Raw genomic sequence first — 20789 nt, 5'->3', positions numbered from 1 at the left:
ACCTGGTAGGGGGAACCTGGTATCGGAGAGCTAGCCGCGGCCGGTGCTCTTGCGGAACCGGCGTACGGCCATGAAGGAGAAGGCCGCGAACCAGGCGACGGTGTTGACCACCGCCAGCGCGAGGCTGGAGTGCTCGCCGCTGAAGGAGTAGCCGTCGGTCAGGCCGTAGCGGGCCAGCGTGGAGACGCCGAACATCGGCGAGTACCGGGAGATCTCCAGCATCGTGCCGGACAGCGGGATGAAGAGATTGCCGAGGAACGCGAGTGCCGTCATCGTCAGACCCGGCATGTGCATCACGGTGTCGGGTTTGAGGGCGAGACCCAGCGTGATGCCGAGCGCGGCGAACACGGCGGAGCCGAGCCACGCCACCAGCAGCGACGTCACCCACACCGTGGCGGTGGCCCGCACGCCGGTGAAGGTGCCGAGCACGCCGACGATGACCACCGGCACCGCCGCCATCAGCACGGAGGACAGCACCTTGACGAAGAGGTAGCCGGGCGGCGCGAGCGGGCTGAGCGCCATGGTGCGCATCCAGCCGGACGCCTTCTCCATGGAGATGGTGGCCGCGGAGCTGACGGCCGCGGTCGCCGCTCCGTACACGGCGATGCCGGTCATCATCCAGGCCGCGAAGTTGCCGTGCGGGAGTGTGGCGTCGTCGGGCGCGGTGCGGAACAGCGCCAGGTACAGCACGGTCGGCAGCAGTAGCGTGAAGATCGTGGTCTGCCGGTTGAAGCGGCGGCGCAGTTCGTAGCCGATGAAGACGGCGTTGACGCCGCTGAACGGAGAGGTCCTTGCCCCGCGGGCGGACCAGAAAGGGGCGGAGGGTGCGGAGGGCGCGGAGGGCGCGGAGGGGGCGCTCATCGGGTTCCCTCCTCGACGGTACGGCCGTGCTGCGTGATGGTCATGAAGGCCTCTTCGAGGCTGCGTGGGGTGACTTCGATCTCGGTGGCCGAGTTCTGCCCGACCAGCAGGCGCAGCAGCGCGTCGGAGTCGGTGGTGTCGAAGTGGTACCGGCCACCGCGCAGGGTGCACGATCGCACCAGCGGGGACCGGGCGAGGGCGGCGGCGGTCCGCTCGCCGGTCCGCGCCGACACCGTGCGCCCACTGAGCGCGGACCGCACGTCGGACACCGATCCGTCGGCGACGACGCGACCGCGGTCGATCATCACCACCCGGTCCGCGAACCGGTCCGCCTCCTCCATGTAGTGGGTGGCGAACATGACCGTCATCCCGCGCTCGGCGTCCTCGCGGACGGCGGCCCAGAAGTCCCGGCGGGCGACGACGTCCATCCCGGCGGTCGGCTCGTCGAGGACCAGCAGCTCAGGCCCGGAGAGCAGGGCGAGGGCGAACCGCAGCCGCTGCTGCTCGCCGCCGGAGCACTCCGCGACGCGGCGGCCCCGCAGCCCGTCGAGTCCGGCCCGCGCCAGCACCGCGTCCGCGTCGGAGCCCGGGTGCAGCGAGCCAAGCATCCGAACGGTGGCCTCGACGGTCAGGTCGGGCAGCAGTCCGCCGGTCTGGAGCACCGCCGCGACCTGCCCGGAGCGCACCGCCTGCCGCGGCTCACGTCCGAACAGCTCCACCGAGCCCTCGTCGGGCCGGGTCAGTCCGAGCAGCATGTCGATGGTGGTGGTCTTGCCCGCGCCGTTCGGCCCGAGGAACGCCAGGATCTCGCCCCGCCGGATGCGCAGGTCGATGCCGTCGACGGCGGTGAAACGCTCTCCCCTGGTATCGCTGAACCGCTTCACGACCGAGCTGAGCTGAACGGCATCCGGGGACGTCACCTCCTCGGACACCGGGCGCGGTCGGGATTTGATCATCTTCGGTCCTCACCATCTCCACGGGGCTGCCTGGCGAGAACCACTCTTCCCGTGCCGTCTATCGGCCGCGGCCCGGCTGGCTACCCGGTGGCTATCCGCCCGCTATCCGATGGCTGTCCGGCAGCTCGGGCGGCTCGGGCGGCTCGGGCGGCTCGGGCAGCTCGGGCAGCTCGGGCGGCTCCGGCGGCTCCGGCGGCTGTCCGGTCAGCCGCCCAGGGACTCCGGCCAGCGGGAGCGGCCCTGTTCGTGGGAGCGGAGGAGCGCGAGGGTCGGCAGGCCCTGGTCGGGGCCTGTGGCGAGGAGGTCGGGGAGTTGGGGGAGGGGAGCTACCGCGGCGATGTCGTCCAGGACGAGCGTCAGTGGTGGGTCGAGCCGACCGGAGGATGACCCTGCGGCCATGCGCCGGCCGTGCTCGACCACGTTTGACGCGAGCGCGGTGAGGAGTGGCATCGCGCCCGGCTGGGACCTGGGGTCCTCGATGGACTCACCGACCACATACAGCGTGCCCCCTTCGGCCACGAAGGAATCCAGCGTGAGGGCGTCTGTTCGGTTTGGGGCGCAGGACTCGCGGATGTGGATGGAGAAGAGGGAGGACAGGGCTCGGGCCGTCAGTTCCTGGGCCATGTCCCGGCGTTCGGGGTGTGCGGTGAGTTGGCTTTCCAGCTCGCCCGCCGTGCCCGGTGCTGCCTTGGGGTGGGTGCGCAGGATGCGTACGGCGTCCTGGACCTGGGTGCCCTGGCACCAGCGGTGTACGTGCTTGAACTCGCGGCCGTCCACGGCTGCGGCGTGCAGGTAGCTGCGCAGTAGGGTCTCGGCGGTGTCCGCTACGGCTGTGTCCAGCTTGGCAGTTGGGCGGACGGGGGCTAGTAGGGCTTGGGCCCTGGCTCTGGCCGTGTCCTTGTCCTGGCAGCCGCTGCCGGGGTTCCAGTGCATGCGGGCCGGGGTGTCGCAGAGGTGGGCGGGGTCGTAGAGCAGTACGGGGCCGAGCTTGGACCTGGCGTCCTTGGTTTCCTCCCACACGGTGGGGTCGGAGGTGACGACGAGCGCGGCGCCTTCAGCGTCTTGTACGGCTTGCACGGCGGCGGGGCGTCTGGTCTCGGTGTCGCCGAGTACGAGAGGTGGGGTGGGGGTGGGGGTGGGGGTTCTTGGTGCTGGCAGGGGCGTGCTGAGCGTGGGGGTGCTGATCGTGGGCGTACTTGTTGGGGGTGCGCTGGTCACGTTCGTGGTGCTTGGCACGTCCGTCGCGGGTGGTGGCTGCACCTGTGCGGGCTTCGGTGCGGGCTCGCCCGCGGCCTCGCTCTCGACCTTGGCCTCGGTCGCCCCCGCCACCGCCGCAGCCTTCGCCCGCCGCATCGCCCGTACCGCGCGCCACCTCGTCACCGTACCCATCACGAAGATCGTCAGCACGATCAGCACCAGCACCTGGCCGATCAACAGGCCCCAGAACAGCCCGTACCCCGTGAGCTGTTCCGCAGGCGTGGACGGCCACGCGCCCGCCACGTCGTGGGGTTCCGACACCAGGTGCCGTACGGCGATGGCCGTACGCGAGAACGTCACGCCCTCAGGCCAGGAGCCGTGGGCGAGCAGGCCCGCGAGGCCGGTGGAGGACCAGGCCAGGAACGTCAGGCCGACGATGAAGGCCAGGACGCCGATCAGCAGTCCGTCCGGGACGCCGCCCCCGCCCCCATCCCCTGGAGCGCGCCTGGGCTGCTCGTACGGCTCTCTCATGTCACCTCACGCCACCGTGGACTCGGACGAGTCGCCCCACTGCTGTTCCATATACGCCGCCGCCCGCTCCTCCGCCTCCCGCTCGGCGGCCAGCAGATCATCGTGGATCGAATCGGGCGCGGCCGACGACTCCGTCATCGCCCGGTCCGTGTAGACCAGGGGCCGCTCGGTCTCCGTGATCAGGTGTTTGACCACCTGGACGTTGCCGTTCACATCCCAGACCGCGATGCCGGGGGTGAGGGTCGGGATGATCTCCACCGCCCAGCGCGGGAGGCCCAGCACCCGGCCCGTGGCCCGTGCCTCGTCCGCCTTCTGCGCGTAAATCGTCCTGGTCGAGGCCATCTTCAGGATCGCCGCCGCCTCCTTGGCCGCCGAGCCGTCCACCACGTCAGAGAGATGGTGCACGACCGCGACGAAGGACAGGCCGAGCCGCCGCCCGAACTTCAGCAGCCGCTGGAACAGCTGCGCCACGAACGGCGAGTTGATGATGTGCCAGGCCTCCTCCACCAGGAAGATGCGCTTCTTCCGGTCGGGCCGGATCCAGGTGTGCTCCAGCCAGACCCCGACGATCGCCATCAGAATCGGCATGGCGATGGAGTTACGGTCGATGTGGGACAGGTCGAAGACGATCAGCGGGGCGTCCAGGTCGATCCCCACCGTCGTCGGGCCGTCGAACATGCCGCGCAGGTCGCCGTCGACCAGGCGGTCCAGGACCAGCGCGACATCCAGGCCCCAGGCCCGTACGTCGTCTATGGCCACGTTCATCGCCTCGGCGGACTCCGGCTCCGGGTGGCGGAGTTGCTCCACGATGTCGGTCAGGACCGGCTGGCGGTCCACGATGGTCTCGTTGACGTACGCGTGTGCCACCTTCAGCGCGAAGCCGGACCGCTCGTCGAGGCCATGGCCCATCGCCACCTCGATGATGGTGCGCAGCAGCGCCAGCTGACCGGTCGTGGTGATGGACGGGTCGAGCGGGTTGAGGCGGATGCCGTGGTCCAGGGCGGCCATCGGGTCGAGCCGGATCGGCGTTATACCCAGCTCCTGCGCGATGAGGTTCCATTCGCCGACGCCGTCCTCGCCCTGCGCGTCGAGCACCACGACCTGCCGGTCGCGGAAGCGCAACTGCCGTAGCACATACGTCTTCTCCAGCGCCGACTTGCCGTTGCCGGACTCGCCGAGCACCAGCCAGTGCGGGGCGGGCAGCTGCTGCCCGTAGAGCTGGAAGGGGTCGTAGATGTAGCCCTTGCCGCTGTAGACCTCGCGGCCGATGATCACGCCCGAGTCGCCGAGGCCGGGCGCGGCGGTCGGCAGGTAGACGGCCTGGGCCTGGCCGGTCGAGGTCCGTACGGGCAGTCGGGTGGTCTCCACCTTGCCGAACAGGAAGGCGGTGAAGGCGTCGGTCAGCATGGACAGCGGGTCTCGCATCAGCTGTACGCCCTTACCTTCGGATGCCGGTCGCGAACGGGAGCGTGTTGACGAAGGCGCGGTGGTGCTCGCGGTCGCACCACTCCAGCTTGAGGTAGGACTTTCCGGCGGAGGCGCGGATGGTGCGCTTGTCGCGGGCCAGTGCCTCGGGGGAGCGGGCCGAGACCGTGATGTAGCCGACCAGGTTCACCCCGGCCGCGCCGCTGGCCAGGTCCTCGCCGCGCTGGTCGAGGCGGGAGTGGGCGGCCATGTCGCGGGGGTCGACGGTGCGGTTCATCTTGGCCTGACGGGAGGCCTCGGCCTCGTCGTTGGTCTTCTCGGTCAGCATCCGCTCGATCGCGACCTCGGTGGGTTCGAGGTCCATGGTGACCGCGACCGTACGGATCACGTCCGGGGTGTGGACGAGCAGCGGCGCGAGGAAGTTCACCCCGACCGGCGTCATCGGCCACTCCTTCACCCAGGCGGTGGCGTGGCACCAGGGCTCACGGGTCGAGGACTCGCGGGTCTTCGCCTGGAGGTACGTGGGCTCCATGGCGTCCAGTTCGGCGGGCCAGGCGTTGCGCCGGGTCATGGCCTGGATGTGGTCTATGGGGTGGTCCGGGTCGTACATCGAGTGGACGAGCGAGGACAACCGGCCCTGGCCGAGCGGCTGGCGGACGCGGATGTCCGCCTCTTGGAGGCGTGAGCAGATGTCGGTGAGCTCACGGGCGAGGACGATGGCGAGCCCGGCGTCCTTGTCCAGTTTGCGGCCACGGGAGGCGCCGCCGGACGCGTCAGCGGGGGCCGAGTGCGCGCGGGAGGCGCGGGCCAGGGTGCTGGCCTCGGCCGCCAGTTCGCGGTTGTAGTGCATGCAGGCGACCAGGTAGGCGCGGTGCTGCTCGCTGCTGGTGGACACCATGGACTGGAGCTGGTCGTACGAGCCCTGCAGCCAGCCTGGCGCCCGGTCGTTGCCGCGCGCCGCGACGTCCTTGGCGTGGGCGTCCGGGTCGGCGGGCAGCGTACGGGCGAGCATCTGGATGCGGGTGACGAACCCGTCGCCGTTCGCCACATGCTTGAGCAGCGTCCCGAAGCGGTCGACGAGGGCTTCCTGGTCCTCGGAGTCACGCAGGCCGACCCCCGGCCCCTCGATCTCGATGGCGGCGGTGACGGTACGGCGGTCCGCGTGCAGCAGTACGGCGATCTCGTCAGGACCGAAGGGCGCGGCCAGCCAGGTGATCCGCCCGATCCCCGGCGGCGGCCCGACCTCGACCTCCCGGCCGTCGAGGCGCACTCCGGCCTCGGCCGCCCCCGAGCGGTAGGTGGCGGCTCTGCCGCTGCCGCGCAGGCTGCGCTTGTAGCTGCGGTTGATCTCGAACCACCGGTAGAAGGTGCGGCCGTTGTACGGGACGTAGACGGCGGCGAGCGCGAGCATCGGAAAGCCCATCAGGAGCACGATCCGCAGCGACAGGACGGGGACGAGCAGTCCGCACATCATGCCGACGAACGCGCCCGCGATGATCAGCGCGATCTCGCCGGTCTCGCGGTTCTTGCCGATGATCGCGTTCGGCCGGGCGCGGCCGATGAGATACGTGCGGCGGGGTGCGACCGTATGGGACTGGTAGGACTGGTGCGACTCGTGGGAGTGAGTCTGGGTCGTCAACGCCCGTCACCTCCTGTGCGGTTGTTCGGTGTGCGGGGCGCGGTGGGCGCGGTGGTACGAGGCGGGGCGGCCGCTGCCGCACGGGAGCCGTGCGGTCCGCTGGTGGGGCTGCTCGTACGGGGGGCGGGGGCGGCGGAGGGGACAGTTCCGCCGCCCTTCGGGGCCGCGGCGGGCGCGGGGCCGCGCTGGCCGTGCGCGGCGACGCCTCCGCTCGCGGGGTTGGCGGGGCGGGCGGCCTGGGAGCCGCCTTCGGAGCCGCCTCCGCTTCCGCCACGGCCGCTGTGCGTCTTGATGCCCTGCGACACCATCGACGCCGGGGAGGAGATCACGGCGGCGGCCTTGCCTTCGGCACCCTGCATGATGCGGTTGTTGCGGCCCGCGGCGATCTCGTCGCCGAAGCCGGGAACGAAGCGGTAGATCATCGCCGACGCGAAGATGGCCAGCAGGATGATCGCCAGCCCGGAGACGACCGCGGAGAACGAGTCGGGCCCGTCGTCCGATGAGAGCGCCCCGGCGAGCCCGAGCACGATCACGATGACCGGCTTGACCAGGATCACGGCGATCATGATCCCGGCCCAGCGGCGTACGTGGCCCCAGAGGTTCTTGTCGACCAGCCCTGCGTAGACGACGGTCCCGAGGAGAGCGCCGACGTAGAGGAGGGCCGCCCGGAGGACGAGTTCCAACCACAGGACACCCGCGGCGAGGATCGACACCAGCGACACGACGATCAGCATGATCGGGCCGCCGCCGATGTTCTCGCCCTTCTCCAGCGCCTCGGAGAACTGCCCGAAGAACGCGTCGGTCTGGCCGCCGGTGCCCTTGGCGATGACCTCACTGACGGCGTCGGTGGCCGAGACGATCGTGTAGAGGATGAGGGGGGTGAAGGCGGAGGCGAGGACGGTCAGCCAGAGGAAGCCGATGGCTTCGGAGATGGCGGTGGTGAGGGGGACGCCCCGGACGGCCCGCTTGGCTACCGCGAGCAGCCAGAGGAGGAGGGTGAGGATCGTGGCGGCGGCGAAGACGACGGCGTACTGCTGGAGGAAGGTGGGGTTGGTGAAGTCGACGTTGGCGGTGGAGTCGACGGCGTTACTGAGCTTGTCGACGGTCCAGGAGGCGGCTTCGGCGCAGCCTTTGGCCAGGGAGGAGAGGGGGTCTAGGACGCCTAGGCCGCCTTCTGTGGGGTCTTTCGTTGAGCCGCCACTGTCGTCGCCGCTCTCGCAGTACTCCTTGGCGGGGCCGCGGATGAGATCACAGGGGTCGTCGTTGTCCGGGTCCGGCGCTGCGACGACTCGTGAGGCGAGCAGCAGACAGGTCCCCTGCACGGCCGCCAGGGTGGCTGTCAGGGGGAGAGCGCGGCGGCGAAGTTTACCGGGCATAGGTGAACCCTCCGAACTGCTCAACCGCCTCGGCCATCTCCTCGGCTGTGGAGGCTGTTTGGTCACGGGCCACGGGGGCCGGGCCCTCTTCCTGCTCGAAGTCGGTGACCTTCCAGTCCCCATCGACCCACTTCAGGTCGAACGTGTTCGTGTACCAACTCTCGGAGACCGGGTTCGGTGAGCCGGTACCGGCCAGCCCGAACAGGGCTGAGTACCAGACCGCGACGCGTGCGGTGCCGTCGCTGTACTTCTCGACCTTGGTGCCGAGCGGGCTGAAGCGAGAGACGAACGTCTGGTCCTTGGGGGGCGAGCCGTCCTCGTTCAGGCCGATGCTGGTTAGGAACTTCGTGTCGGAGTAGACCTTGTCGAGGTCGCCTTGCCGCTGAGCGGCCACGTCAGGGGCGTATACGGTGCTCACGATCTCCTGCCGACGTCCCGCGTCGAACATGCCGTCAGAACCCAGCGCCACCGCATAGTTCGCCGCCGCGCTCTGCGCGCCCTCGCGATCCCGCGTGTACCCCGTCGGGATGCCCCCCGCCTTCCCCGTGACCGGGTCCTGGCCGGACGCTGCCGTCGGGGCCGCGCCTGGCTTGCCGCCGCCATCGTTGTCGCTGGAGCCGTCGCCCCCGCCGTCCCCACGGTTCGCGAACGCGATCGCGGCGATGAGGAGTACGACCACGCCGACGACCGTCACGAGGCTGCGTGAGGAGCGCGCGGGGCGGCGCGCGCCGCCGTAGATGTCCCGGCCCTCGGGGAGGCGGGTACGGGTCTGGCCCGTGCCGCCGTAGCCGTCGTCAGGGTTGGCGTACCCGCCGTCGCCGCCGTCCTCCGGTCGGCCTCGCTCCTCGCCGAGACTCATGCCGCGTACGCCCCCTCAACCTTTTGCTTGAACCGCGTAGTAAGACGGTAGCCCTGCTGGTTCCCGCGCGGGCGCGGTGTGGTGACTCGACATCAGGGTGACGCAACCTCAGCCGGTGGGCACGAAAGGGTGGATGGGGGACGGGGGGTCAGGGACGACGGGGGCCGGGCGTGCGCCGGACGTGGGGTGCGCGAGTGGTGGCGGGGCTAGACGGCCATCCCGTACACGATGGTGAAGAGTGTGCCGAGTGAGCCGATGATGAAGACACCGGTCAGCCCGGCGATGATGAGGCCCTTGCCCTGCTCCGCGCTGAAGGTGTCCCGCAGAGCCGTGGCGCCGATGCGTTGCTTGGCCGCGCCCCAGATCGCGATGCCGAGACAGAGGAGGATGGCGATCGCCATCACTACCTCGATCATCACCTTCGCTTCGGTGCCCAGGCTCCCGAAGGGCCCCCAGTCGGGGGCAATCCCACCAATGATGGTGGTGATGTCGCCCTCTTCGGCTGCCATAAGCATGATGTAACTCACCGCCCCTATTGGGTAGTTATGCACCCTCTGCTGGTGTGCAGAGGTCACGCCTATTCTCGCTGAGAATTTCCCTGTCGTATCGCGACTCGAGCCATTCGTCAGAAGACTTGCCATGGATCTCCGTCAGCCGCCCGGTGGCAGGACGCCGGGCGGCATGCGAAGGCCTGTATCGTCACTCTGTGTATCACGAGGGTTGACGCCGAGCAATGAGCAGACCGTAACCGTCACGGTGTGTGGTCGTTGTTAAGGCTCATCGCGGCGACGCGATTGGCTGGTTCTTTTCGGTGCGCCGCGCCAAGTGCCGGGCTACGCGCCGGGCTGCGTGCTGGGTTACTCCGGTATCTCTGGTTCGGGGTAGTGGCTGAAGGCCGCCGTCAGCAGGCAGCCAGCCCCGAACAGGCCGAGCAGCAGGCGGGGGAAGCCGGAGACCGCGCCGGTGAACAGCAGGGCGCTGGAGGCCAGGGTCAAGGCGTACGAGACGAGTGAGACGCGGCTGATGACCAGAGGCCACATGCCCCGCGCGAGCCAGGGGCGTACGGTCCTGGTCGCGTCCACCGGTGCCCGTGGGCTGTCCGCGGGGACGCCTACGCGGGCCGGGTCCTGGACGGTGGGGTTCTGAGGGGTGCTCAGCTGGGGGAAACGGGCCGTGCCGTACAGGACCCAGCCGTCGTCGAGGATCAGGGCGGCCCTGGCCTCCTTGGCCTTTGGGCCCCGCCGTGGCTGGCGCTTGCTTCTCGGGTTCTTGGGCGGGGGGCCGTCGACCCGCAGCCGGTTGGGGTCCCAGCACAGCCAGGCCTGACGGCCTTCCAGGGCGGGGCTCAGGTTGCCGTCGCTCGGGGGGTCCAGGAAGAGCCGTACGCGGGTGTCCCCTGCCGCGATGTGCCGGTCGGTGTAGGTCCCGTACAGGGCGCGGGTGTGGCCGGGCAGGACGCTGACGGCCTTGAGTCTGCGGATTAGCCGGTAGGCCACGGGAGGCAGGACGAGAACCGTCCACAGGATGCCGCAGACCCAGAGCTGGACGCTGGAGAGGGTCCGGCCCTCCAGGATGCGGTGGAGGTCGGACTCGTACCCGACGAAGCTGCCCCCGGGGTGGGAGTTGGCCCCGACGTAGGCGCCGAGCTCGGTGGCGCTGGGTGCGTAGATGACCTTGATGGTGCTGAGGCCGATGAGGCGGGGGTGCTCCGAGCGTCGGGTTTGGACACTCAGGGTCCTGGTCTCGCCCTTGTCGTCCTGGACGCTGACGCTGAGTCGCATGGTCCAGGTGTCGTTGCCGGGGGCGCGCCTGCCGTCTCGCATCGCCTTGTGGTGCTCGATGACCCAGGAGCCGGTGACGGGTACCTCGGCGACGATTCCGCCGGCGCGGCGGATCTCCGCCACCTGAGGGGGCGGGTTCGGGCTGCCGATCACGAGGAAGAAGAACCCGACGAACCAGCTGCCCAGGCCCAGCTGTACGAGCGCGGAGCGGAGGTGGGCGCGGGGGGTGCGGGGGATGGTGTGGGGGAGGGGGGTGCCGGGTGGGGCGGGGTCCAGGGGGTCCAGGGGGTGCAGGGGGTCGTGGGTGCCGCTGGGGGTGCCGCTGGGGGTGGTGCGTACGCCCTGGTCGTCGAGCACGGCCCGCGTGATCTCGCTCGGCTGGACCGGGCCGTTGGCTATGCGGTTCCGTACGAGCGCGGCGAGGGCGGTGGCCGCGAGCCCCAGGCAGGCCAACAGGATGAGGAGCCGCTGGTCGGGGTCGCCCCAGAACATCCACACCAGCAGCCCGGACCCCGCGGCCATGGCCCCGACGTCCCCCGCCCACAGGAGCGCCGGTGGCCGCCGAAGCGCCCGCGCGGCACCGTCCGCCTCGACCGCGTCCCCCTCGACCGCGTCCCCCACACCGCTCACCGAGGCGGCTCCCCCTTACACGTGTTGGCCCGTCGGCCCGTCGGCCTGTCGCTCTGTCGCGCTCTCGCGCTCTCGCCCTGTCAGGTGAGGGTACGAGATGGGCGAACCTAGGGGCGCTCGCGTCCCGGGTGCATCGCGTGACCCGTTCGCCTCCATTCGCCCCAACGGGCGGCTCCCCTTGCGCCTCCTCCTCCCCCTCCGCCTCACGGTTGCCCGTAAGGCTGGGATAAAAGTTGAGTCGGTGCGACTCAGGTCTGTTGACGTCGGTCAGAGTGTCGTGCATCCTTGAGCCAGATCCACTCAAGTTCAATGGAGGAATCGAAATGGCACGTGCGGTCGGCATCGACCTGGGCACGACGAACTCTGTCGTCAGCGTTCTGGAGGGCGGTGAGCCCACCGTCATCACCAACGCCGAGGGCGCCAGGACCACGCCGTCCGTCGTCGCCTTCGCCAAGAACGGTGAGGTACTCGTCGGCGAGGTCGCGAAGCGGCAGGCGGTCACCAACGTCGACAGGACCGTCCGGTCGGTCAAGCGCCACATGGGCACCGACTGGAAGATCAACCTCGACGACAAGAACTTCAACCCGCAGCAGATGAGCGCGTTCATCCTGCAGAAGCTGAAGCGCGACGCCGAGTCCTACCTGGGCGAGAAGGTGACCGACGCGGTCATCACCGTCCCGGCGTACTTCAACGACTCCGAGCGCCAGGCCACCAAGGAGGCCGGTGAGATCGCGGGTCTGAACGTCCTGCGGATCGTCAACGAGCCGACCGCCGCCGCCCTGGCGTACGGCCTCGACAAGGACGACCAGACCATTCTCGTCTTCGACCTCGGTGGCGGCACCTTCGACGTCTCGCTGCTTGAGATCGGTGACGGCGTCGTCGAGGTGAAGGCCACCAACGGTGACAACCACCTCGGTGGTGACGACTGGGACCAGCGCGTCGTCGACTACCTGGTGAAGCAGTTCAACAACGGTCACGGCGTGGACCTCAGCAAGGACAAGATGGCGCTCCAGCGCCTGCGTGAGGCCGCTGAGAAGGCCAAGATCGAGCTGTCCTCGTCCACCGAGACCAGCATCAACCTGCCCTACATCACGGCCTCCGCCGAGGGCCCGCTGCACCTGGACGAGAAGCTCACCCGCGCCCAGTTCCAGCAGCTCACCAGTGACCTTCTGGAGCGCTGCAAGACGCCGTTCCACAACGTCATCAAGGACGCGGGCATCCAGCTCAGCGAGATCGACCACGTCGTTCTCGTCGGTGGCTCGACCCGTATGCCCGCCGTCGCCGAGCTCGTCAAGGAGCTGACCGGCGGCAAGGAGGCCAACAAGGGCGTCAACCCGGACGAGGTCGTCGCCATCGGCGCCGCCCTGCAGGCCGGTGTCCTCAAGGGTGAGGTCAAGGACGTCCTGCTCCTCGACGTCACCCCGCTGTCCCTCGGCATTGAGACCAAGGGCGGCATCATGACGAAGCTCATCGAGCGGAACACCACCATCCCGACCAAGCGGTCGGAGATCTTCACGACGGCCGAGGACAACCAGCCGTCGGTGCAGATCCAGGTGTACCAGGGCGAGCGCGAGATCGCGGCGTACAACAAGAAGCTCGGGATGTTCGAGCTCACCGGTCTGCCGCCGGCCCCGCGTGGCGTCCCGCAGGTCGAGGTCGCCTTCGACATCGACGCCAACGGCATCATGCACGTGACCGCGAAGGACCTGGGCACGGGCAAGGAGCAGAAGATGACCGTCACCGGCGGCTCCTCGCTGCCGAAGGACGAGGTCGACCGGATGCGCCAGGAGGCCGAGCAGTACGCCGAGGAGGACACCCGGCGCCGCGAGGCCGCCGAGTCCCGTAACCAGGGCGAGCAGCTCGTCTACCAGACCGAGAAGTTCCTCACCGACAACGAGGACAAGGTCCCCGCCGAGGTGAAGACCGAGGTCGAGGAGGCTGTCACGGAACTGAAGGAGAAGCTCAAGGGCGACGACTCCGCCGAGATCCGTACCGCCACCGAGAAGGTCCAGGCCGTCGCCCAGAAGCTGGGTCAGGCCATGTACGCCGACGCGCAGGCCGCTCAGGCGGCCGGTGGCGCCGAGGCCGGTGGCGCGGGCGCCCCGGGCGGCGAGCAGGCCAAGGCTGAGGACGACGTGGTCGACGCCGAGATCGTCGACGACGAGAAGCCGGGCGACGCCAAGGGTGGTGCCGCGTGACGGAGGAGACCCCGGGCTTCGAAGAGCAGCCCGACGTCCCTTCCGGCGCCACCGAAGCCGACGCCGAGTCGAAGGCCGCCTCCTCCTCCCCGGAGGAGGGGGCGGCCCCGGCAGGGGACGCAAGCGCACAGGCGGCCGGTGACGCCGCCGCCCAGACCGCTGGCCTGAGGGCTGAGCTGGACCAGGTTCGTACCGCGCTCGGTGAGCGCACCGCGGACCTCCAGCGGCTCCAGGCCGAGTACCAGAACTACCGCCGTCGGGTGGAGCGTGACCGGGTCACGGTCAAGGAGATCGCCGCGGCGAATCTCCTGACCGAGCTCCTGCCCACGCTCGACGACATCGGCCGCGCCCGTGAGCACGGCGAGCTGGTCGGTGGCTTCAAGTCGGTGGCCGAATCGCTGGAGACGGTCGTCGCCAAGCTGGGTCTGCAGCAGTTCGGCAAGGAGGGCGAGCCCTTCGACCCGACGATCCACGAGGCCCTGATGCACTCGTACGCGCCGGATGTCACCGAGACGACCTGCGTCGCGATCCTGCAGCCTGGGTATCGCATCGGCGAGCGCACCATCCGCCCCGCGCGGGTGGCCGTCGCCGAGCCGCAGCCCGGGGCGCAGACGGTCAAGGGCGAGGGCGTCGCCGCCGACGACGCCGAGGCGACGGCACCGGAGAAGGAGAGCGGTGGCCCGGACGAGGGCTGACGCGACCAGAGCAGTGCAGGGACAGGCAGGAGAGGAGGGACGTCGGGGATGAGCACCAAGGACTTCATCGAGAAGGACTATTACAAGGTCCTCGGCGTCCCCAAGGACGCCACCGAAGCCGAGATCAAGAAGGCGTACCGCAAGCTGGCCCGGGAGTTCCACCCGGACGCCAACAAGGGCAACGCCAAGGCTGAGGAGCGCTTCAAGGAGGTCTCCGAGGCGAACGACGTCCTCGGTGACCCCAAGCGGCGCAAGGAGTACGACGAGGCCCGCACCCTCTTCGGGAACGGCGGCTACCGCCCCGGCCCCGGCGCTGGCGGCAACTTCAACTTCGACCTGGGCGACCTCTTCGGAGGCGGCGGCCCGGGCGGAGGGACGTCCGGTGGCGGTACGGGCGCGGGCGGCGCGGGTGGCTTCGGCGGCGGCCTCGGGGATGTGTTCGGCGGCCTGTTCAACCGGGGCGGCGCGGGTACGGGTACCCGTACCCAGCCGCGCCGTGGCCAGGACATCGAGTCCGAGGTGACGCTCAGCTTCACCGAGGCGGTGGACGGGGCCACGGTCCCGCTGCGGATGTCCAGCCAGGCCCCCTGCAAGGCCTGCTCCGGCACCGGCGACAAGAACGGCACGCCGCGCGTGTGCCCGACCTGCGTCGGCACCGGTCAGGTCTCGCGCGGCGGCGGAGGCGGTTTCTCGCTCACCGACCCGTGTGTGGACTGCAAGGGCCGGGGCCTGATCGCCCAGGACGCCTGCGAGGTCTGCAAGGGCTCGGGGCGCGCCAAGTCCTCCCGCACCATGCAGGTCCGCATCCCGGCAGGGGTCGCGGACAGCCAGCGCATCCGGCTGCGCGGCAAGGGCGCGCCAGGCGAGCGGGGCGGTCCGGCCGGTGACCTGTATGTGGTCGTCCACGTCGACGCCCACCCGGTCTTCGGCCGCAAGGGCGACAACCTCACCGTCACGGTGCCGGTCTCCTACCCGGAGGCCGCGCTCGGCGGCGAGGTCAAGGTGCCGACGCTCGGCGGGCCACCGGTCACGCTGAAACTGCCGCCCGGCACCCCCAACGGCCGTACGATGCGGGCGCGGGGCAAGGGCGCGGTCCGCAAGGACGGCACCCGGGGCGACCTGTTGGTCACCGTCGAGGTGGCGGTGCCCAAGGACCTGGACGCCGACGCCCGTACGGCGCTGGAGGCCTACCGCAAGGCGACAGCGGGCGACGACCCGCGGGCAGAACTGTTCCAGGCCGCGAAGGGAGCATGACGCGATGGACGGCCGCCGCCGACAGAACCCGTACCAGCTCACGGACGAGACACCGGTCTACGTGATCTCGGTGGCCGCCCAGCTCTCCGGCCTGCACCCGCAGACCCTGCGGCAGTACGACCGCCTGGGCCTGGTCTCGCCTGACCGCACGGCCGGGCGCGGCCGCCGGTACTCGGCCCGCGACATCGAACTGCTGCGCACCGTCCAGCAGTTGTCGCAGGACGAGGGCATCAACCTGGCGGGCATCAAGCGCATCATCGAGCTGGAGAACCAGGTCGCCGCGCTCCAGGCCCGCGTCGCGGAGCTCTCCGCGGCCGTGGACGGCGCGGCGGCGGCGATGCAGCAGCGCGAGGCCCAGGTCCACGCGTCGTACCGGCGCGACCTGGTGCCGTACCAGGAGGCGCATCCGCCGAGCGCGCTGGTGGTGTGGCGGCCTCCTAAGCGCGACTGACGGGGTGTGGGTGTGCGTTTGCCGTAAGAGCGGGGCCGGGAGCTGAGCGTTCCCGGCCCCGCTTTCGCTTTCGCGCTCACGGCAACGCTGAACTCACCGCGTCAGCCGCCATCATCCACCAGGGCTGCCCGCCCGTGCCGAACGCGGCGGCCAGCGCGTACCCGATGGCCGCGTCGACTGGCTGTACGTCAGGGCCCTCGCGCTTGCCCTCGCCCTCGCTTTCGCCCGTGCGGTCGCGGTTGCGGTCGCGCCACTCGGCGATCACCCGCCCGTCGCCGTCGGACAGGAAGTCCCCGACGTACGCCCCGTCCCGGGTCAGCCGACTACTGGGCACCGAGTCCGGCACCAGCCGGTACCGGACCCCGTCGTGCTCCACGTCGACCCGATAGGACCGCCGACTGATCCCGCCCTTCCCGAGCCGCAGCGTCGCCTCAGCCCCACCCACGGTCAGCCGGAGCCGCTCGCCCTCACGCGTCCCGATGGCCACGTGCTCGTCCACGTCGGCCTCCGGGTCACGGCGCAACGTGACCCGGGGAATCAGCTCACCCTCGACCATCAGGCGGCCTTCCTGGACGTCCAGTTGGACGGTGATCTCACCGAACAGGTCGTCGTGGACAGGCGCCGGAACGGAATCGGAAGCGGGAACGGACGGCGACTCCGCGTGGTGCATGTTCATCCTTAGGTAAGTGACGATTCAGGACGCCCAGAAGCCCGTTCTACGGGCGTTTCGGCGTCCCAAACCGCCCACTTGAGAGGCGGCCTCAGCCAGGCTAGCCGTGGTCAGGAATCCGCGGGCACCCCGGTAATGGTGATCTCCCCACCCTCGAACACCCCGTCAAGGCCTTGCCCGTGGAACCGGGGCGACACCTGGTGATAGCGCAGGCTGTGCAGCGCCCGCAGAACGGTCACAGCCTGAACCGGGGTCTTCTTGCCGTCGCGGTCGTTGGACTCCTTTTGATCGCAGCCAGGTAGATTCGGGGCAACCCGGCGCCCCACCCATCGGCCGGAACGGCGAACACGTCCGGGGCGTGCGACTGCCGGAACAACAGTGCGGCCGTAGGGGCTCTTGGTCTTCGCAAGCGTGAAGCGTGAAGTAGTGTGCGGGCATGTCCATGCCGCATCAGCCGCCCCCGCAGGGCGGGTTCGGGGCTCCCGGTCCGTACGCCGCCCAGCAGCCGCCGTTTCCGCAACAGCAGGCGTACGGCCAGCCGCCGTACGGGGTTCCGCCGAACGGGCCCGTCGGCCCCGGGGGATGGGGTCCGCCGCCCCCTCCGCCGCAGCGGAAGAACCGTACGGCCCTCGTCGTCGTGCTGATTGTGGCCGGACTGCTGTTGCTGGGCTACCTCGCCAAGATCGGCAAGGAAGTTCAGACGCGCGGTGCGGGGCCCGACAGCTCCTACCCCGTTGCCGAGTACCGGCTTGAGCTGACCGAGACGCTGCTGGACGGCACGTACTCGCTGACGCAGGACCTCTCCACCGCTGGGCCGCAGGACGACGGCAGTTGGAACAGGTCCGACCTCAAGGACTTCAAGCCGGTCGTGGGCCAGTACACCGGCAAGGGCGGTGCCGCCTCCGGAGAGGTGCTCGTCGTGTCCGGGATGTACGCCCGGATCAAGGACCCTGACGCGGTCCGCGCGGGCATGCTGCGGGGCGCGGAGGACGGGCAGGGCGCCACCCTTGCCGTACCACCCAGGGACATCACGCCCAAGGGGTCGGACCTGGTGGTGAGCTGCCAGGTGCTGACCGTGGACCAGGCCGGGGGCACGACCACGATGCCCCTGTGCGCCTGGGCCGACGACAACACCGCTGCTTCTGTTGGCGAGATCACCAAGGAGATCGCCGTACAGGACCCGGCCTCCGTCGATCTGGAAGCGGCGGCGGCCCGGGCCCTGGACGTCCGCGAGGAGATGCGCCAGCCCCTCAACTGACCTGCCCGTCTCGAACCTTGTCCCGACAACGCCGACTGGTCGGCGTGCACCGCGGTGGAGCGGCGGAGCGGCGGTCGGCGAGGGGCTGAGGTGGTATCGGCCGTAACGTCAGGAATTCGGGGAGATTGTCATAGCGTCCTCTTCCGGACATGCAGTTAGATGACGGTTCCGTGGTGCGGCCCGGCCGGGCATCGTGGTGGGCGGCACCCCGGTCGGCTTCCCCCGTTCGGTCGGGGTGCCTGCCATCATGATGGCGGCCACCACGCCCGAGGGTCGGGCGGGCCCAGGGGGTGGGGTGTGGCGGGGGATGAGCGGGAGCCGCATCGGCACGGGGTCGACCGGCTGTGTGAGTCTGGGGAGCGGGTCTACGCCGAGGCGCTGAGGGGCGGCCGTGTCTCGCGGGTGGACGCTCATGCCGCGCCCTGTCTGATCGATTTGGCGCTCCTGCATCCCGATCCGGCCGATACGGACTGGCTGTTGCCCACAAGTCCGGCGCGGGTCGTGTCTCGCCTGATGCGGGGAGTCAGAGCCGACCTCAGCGCGACCCATCGGCGGATGACGGTCGTGGCCGAGGCCGCCGAGCGCTTCGCGGGGTTCGATGCCGAGGTTCTTCCGGCGAGCGACACGCTGAGGGTGTTGGAGGGGATTCCCCGCATCAACGAGGCCCTGGATGAGGCCAACGCGGCGTGTGAGTCCGAGCTGTTGAGTGTGCAGCCAGGGGGGATCAGGCCCGAGAAGGATCTGATGGCCGCGTTGCCCCGGGCGCTGGACCTACAGCGGCGCGGGGTGCGGATACGGTCGTTGTACACGCATGTGGCGCGGCACGGCCGGGGGCTGTACCACTACCTGGAGTCGGTCCGGGGAGTGGGAAGGGACAGCGAGATCCGGACACTCGACGAGGTCACCGAGCGGCTGCTGATCTTCGACCGGACGGTCGCTTTCATCCCGGCCAACGCCGAGCGCACCCGCGCGCTGGAGCTGCGTCAGCCCGCTGTCGTCGAGTTCCTCGCCGTCGTCTTCGAGCGGCTGTGGCATCTGGGTGTGCCGTTGGACGAAGAGCCGCCGCCGCAGGCTGGGTTGGACAGGGTCAGTCGCCGGGAGCACGCCATCGCGGCGCTGCTGGCGGAGGGCTGTACGGATGCGGAGATCGCGCAGCGGATGGGGATGCACGTCAGGACCTGTCGGGAGCACATCCGCAGGCTGAGTGAGGCGCTGGGAAGCTCCAGCCGGGCTCAGTTGGGGGTTCGGATCGCGCAGGCCGGGCTGCATGTGCCTCCCCCGACGGGGGCCAGGTAGCCCTCACTGCTCCTGGTCCAGGATTCCTGACTGGGCGATGAGGTAGCCGAGTTGGGCGCGGCTGCCGCTGCCCAGTGTGGCGGCGAGCTTGGCTATGTGGGCGCGGCAGGTACGGACGTTCATGCCGAGACGGCGGGCGATGGCGTCGTCGACGTGCCCCTCGATCAGCAGCCGGGCTATGGAGTACTGGACGCTGGTGATGCCTTCGGGGGTACGGGTGCGGGGGAACTGCTCGTCCAGGGGGAGGGCTCGGTTCCACGCGTCTTCGAAGACAATGGCCAGGTAGCCGATCAGGCCTGGATGGCGTAGTTCGAGCGCGACCTGACGGTCATCCCGAGCTGGGATGAACGCGGTCTTGTGGTCGATGATGATCAGGCGCTCGACGAGCTGTTCCAGCGTGCGGATCTCCATCCGCTCGGAACCTGCCTGCTCCTTGTAGGCCTGGATGCCCTGACTGTGCCGGGCCGTGTGCTGGTAGAGGGTCCGTATCCGCACTCCCCGGTCGAGGAGTGGCTGCACGCGTTTCAAGGCGGTGGTGAGGATGTCCGGGCTTCGCCCGCCGCCAGGTTGGAGCGTGAGCAGCTCCTGGGAGCACTCGGCCGTGGCGCGGCTCAGCGCGTCGTCGATTCGGCTGAGTCCCTCAAGGACGGTGATGGCGTGCGTGGTGGCGGGGTCCTGAGCGCTTATCGCCATGAAGGGCTCGAAAGTGCCGCTGAGGGCGATGGTCAGCCGTCGGCGCTCCTGTATCTCCTCCTCGAGGGGGAGCAGAAGTTGAGCCAGAGCGGCGGTAGGGGGAACCGGACGCAGCCACTCAGCGTCATCTGGGTCCGGATGCAGGAGAGAGAGGTCGGTGAGGCACGGCGCCGAAACCACTTCGGACCTGGCTATACGACCTCTCCGCAGGGCGCTCGCGTAAAGGCTGGCCCCTTGCTCGCACAGCTCCAGGTGACTATGCGGATGCACTGGATCATCCGCGTTTGTCCGCATTTGAACACCCCCCAGGCTCTTGAATTTCAGGAACATGATGCACGTACTCGGTGGTGAAACCGCAAGGACTGAGCCATTGTCGAGACCGCGGGGGAGCAAAAACAATCAAGTGAGGTCGAAGCCGCCCATGTTCAAGAGAACGCTTCGCTCGGTGCTTGCTATCGCCTTCGTCGCGGCGGCCGCTGTGGGCGTCGCGGTGCCGATGGACCCGGTCTGGAATGCTGCCCCGGCAGCGACCGTTGCGGCACCATCGGACCCCGTCTGGGACGCGGTCCCGGTAGCCATGCAGGACCCTGTGTGGAATGCGATGCCGGGTGGGACCCCTATGAGCACAGGGACGGAGTCAGTCGCATGACCACACCCCCCGACGACCGTTCCTTTCGTCGCGAAATGGCCACCGCCTACCGCTCCGGGTGGCACTTCATCGACCTCGTCACGGCGTTGCCCAGCCCTGGCGACTCGTTGATGGTCACCCTCCTCGGTCAGCCGGTCGTGGTCGCGCGTGATGACGAGGGTGATGAGATCCGGGCGTATCAGTGCTTGCGGCGTCCCAGGGGTGCCCCACACCCCGTGCGCTGTGCCATCCGTTACGGAATGATCTTTGTGAACCTCGATCAGCGTGATCACCAGCTGGTTGAACCCCTGACCACTGCCACCCCCCGCAGCGCCTGACGCGATTCCCCCGTCGTTGTAGATCGCTCAGGCGCTCCCCCCGCAGCGGCGCC

General features: G+C 69.6%; 18 protein-coding genes. 7 read left to right on the top strand and 11 right to left on the bottom strand.

The window, feature by feature from the left end; translation table 11 throughout:
* Positions 1 to 30: 30 nt before the first annotated feature.
* The 9 genes from GCN81_RS18430 to GCN81_RS31905 all read right to left on the bottom strand — a co-directional run bounded on the left by GCN81_RS18430 (position 31) and on the right by GCN81_RS31905 (position 11255).
* Positions 31 to 861, bottom strand: coding sequence for an ABC transporter permease (locus tag GCN81_RS18430; RefSeq protein ID WP_156725734.1), 831 nt, complete (start codon positions 859 to 861; stop codon positions 31 to 33).
* Positions 858 to 1817, bottom strand: a complete 960-nt coding sequence (locus GCN81_RS18425; RefSeq protein WP_156725733.1) for an ABC transporter ATP-binding protein — start codon at positions 1815 to 1817, stop codon at positions 858 to 860. Before GCN81_RS18425 ends, GCN81_RS18430 begins: the two co-directional genes overlap by 4 nt.
* 204 nt (positions 1818 to 2021) lie before the next feature.
* On the bottom strand, positions 2022 to 3545 hold the full coding sequence (locus GCN81_RS18420) for a P-loop NTPase family protein (protein ID WP_156725732.1): 1524 nt from the start codon (positions 3543 to 3545) through the stop codon (positions 2022 to 2024).
* A 6-nt stretch (positions 3546 to 3551) separates the two neighbouring features.
* Positions 3552 to 4970: an ATP-binding protein gene (locus GCN81_RS18415; RefSeq protein WP_156725731.1), complete on the bottom strand. Its 1419-nt coding sequence runs from the start codon at positions 4968 to 4970 to the stop codon at positions 3552 to 3554.
* Positions 4971 to 4983: 13 nt separating this feature from the next.
* Positions 4984 to 6609, bottom strand: a complete 1626-nt coding sequence (locus GCN81_RS18410) for an SCO6880 family protein (protein WP_156725730.1) — start codon at positions 6607 to 6609, stop codon at positions 4984 to 4986.
* Entirely contained in the window at positions 6606 to 7985 is a 1380-nt protein-coding gene (locus GCN81_RS18405) for a hypothetical protein (RefSeq protein ID WP_231626820.1), read from the bottom strand. Before GCN81_RS18405 ends, GCN81_RS18410 begins: the two co-directional genes overlap by 4 nt.
* Positions 7975 to 8844 carry a hypothetical protein gene (locus GCN81_RS18400; protein WP_156725729.1) on the bottom strand — a complete coding sequence of 290 codons (870 nt, stop codon included), beginning with the start codon at positions 8842 to 8844 and terminating at the stop codon, positions 7975 to 7977. The genes GCN81_RS18405 and GCN81_RS18400 overlap by 11 nt, the downstream gene beginning before the upstream one ends.
* A 206-nt stretch (positions 8845 to 9050) precedes the next feature.
* Positions 9051 to 9359 carry a hypothetical protein gene (locus tag GCN81_RS18395; RefSeq protein ID WP_156725728.1) on the bottom strand — a complete coding sequence of 103 codons (309 nt, stop codon included), beginning with the start codon at positions 9357 to 9359 and terminating at the stop codon, positions 9051 to 9053.
* A gap of 342 nt (positions 9360 to 9701) precedes the next feature.
* Entirely contained in the window at positions 9702 to 11255 is a 1554-nt protein-coding gene (locus GCN81_RS31905; RefSeq protein ID WP_197287691.1) for a hypothetical protein, read from the bottom strand.
* Between the two features lie 323 nt (positions 11256 to 11578).
* On the opposite strand from GCN81_RS31905, the gene dnaK reads away from it, so the two are divergent.
* Genes dnaK through GCN81_RS18370 form a run of 4 tightly spaced genes read left to right on the top strand, consistent with a single transcriptional unit; the run spans position 11579 to position 15853 of the window.
* A complete protein-coding gene (dnaK, locus tag GCN81_RS18385) occupies positions 11579 to 13453 on the top strand; it encodes a molecular chaperone DnaK (RefSeq protein ID WP_156725727.1) in 1875 nt (624 codons plus the stop codon).
* Complete coding sequence (gene grpE / locus GCN81_RS18380) at positions 13450 to 14148, top strand: nucleotide exchange factor GrpE (RefSeq protein ID WP_156725726.1); 699 nt, start codon at positions 13450 to 13452, stop codon at positions 14146 to 14148. Before dnaK ends, grpE begins: the two co-directional genes overlap by 4 nt.
* A gap of 48 nt (positions 14149 to 14196) precedes the next feature.
* The gene (gene dnaJ, locus GCN81_RS18375) at positions 14197 to 15402 is read left to right on the top strand and encodes a molecular chaperone DnaJ (protein WP_156725725.1); all 1206 of its coding nucleotides are present in this window, start codon (positions 14197 to 14199) and stop codon (positions 15400 to 15402) included.
* 4 nt (positions 15403 to 15406) lie between these two features.
* Positions 15407 to 15853, top strand: coding sequence for a heat shock protein transcriptional repressor HspR (locus GCN81_RS18370; protein ID WP_156725724.1), 447 nt, complete (start codon positions 15407 to 15409; stop codon positions 15851 to 15853).
* Positions 15854 to 15929: 76 nt separating this feature from the next.
* Here the strand turns inward: GCN81_RS18370 and GCN81_RS18365 are convergent, their stop codons facing one another.
* Positions 15930 to 16523 carry a hypothetical protein gene (locus GCN81_RS18365; RefSeq protein WP_156725723.1) on the bottom strand — a complete coding sequence of 198 codons (594 nt, stop codon included), beginning with the start codon at positions 16521 to 16523 and terminating at the stop codon, positions 15930 to 15932.
* A 436-nt stretch (positions 16524 to 16959) separates the two neighbouring features.
* On the opposite strand from GCN81_RS18365, the gene GCN81_RS18360 reads away from it, so the two are divergent.
* Both GCN81_RS18360 and GCN81_RS18355 read left to right on the top strand, forming a co-directional pair.
* On the top strand, positions 16960 to 17781 hold the full coding sequence (locus GCN81_RS18360; protein WP_156725722.1) for a hypothetical protein: 822 nt from the start codon (positions 16960 to 16962) through the stop codon (positions 17779 to 17781).
* Positions 17782 to 18078: 297 nt separating this feature from the next.
* A complete protein-coding gene (locus GCN81_RS18355) occupies positions 18079 to 19077 on the top strand; it encodes a helix-turn-helix transcriptional regulator (protein WP_231626819.1) in 999 nt (332 codons plus the stop codon).
* Positions 19078 to 19080: 3 nt separating this feature from the next.
* Here the strand turns inward: GCN81_RS18355 and GCN81_RS18350 are convergent, their stop codons facing one another.
* Complete coding sequence (locus GCN81_RS18350) at positions 19081 to 20064, bottom strand: helix-turn-helix transcriptional regulator (protein WP_156725720.1); 984 nt, start codon at positions 20062 to 20064, stop codon at positions 19081 to 19083.
* A gap of 351 nt (positions 20065 to 20415) precedes the next feature.
* On the opposite strand from GCN81_RS18350, the gene GCN81_RS18345 reads away from it, so the two are divergent.
* On the top strand, positions 20416 to 20736 hold the full coding sequence (locus GCN81_RS18345; protein WP_156725719.1) for a Rieske (2Fe-2S) protein: 321 nt from the start codon (positions 20416 to 20418) through the stop codon (positions 20734 to 20736).
* Positions 20737 to 20789 lie beyond the last annotated feature (53 nt).

Source organism: Streptomyces apocyni, from assembly GCF_009739465.1.
Lineage (GTDB): Bacteria > Actinomycetota > Actinomycetes > Streptomycetales > Streptomycetaceae > Streptomyces > Streptomyces apocyni.
Note: the sequence above shows the minus strand (reverse complement) of the source record. Positions and strands in the feature narration are given on the sequence as shown.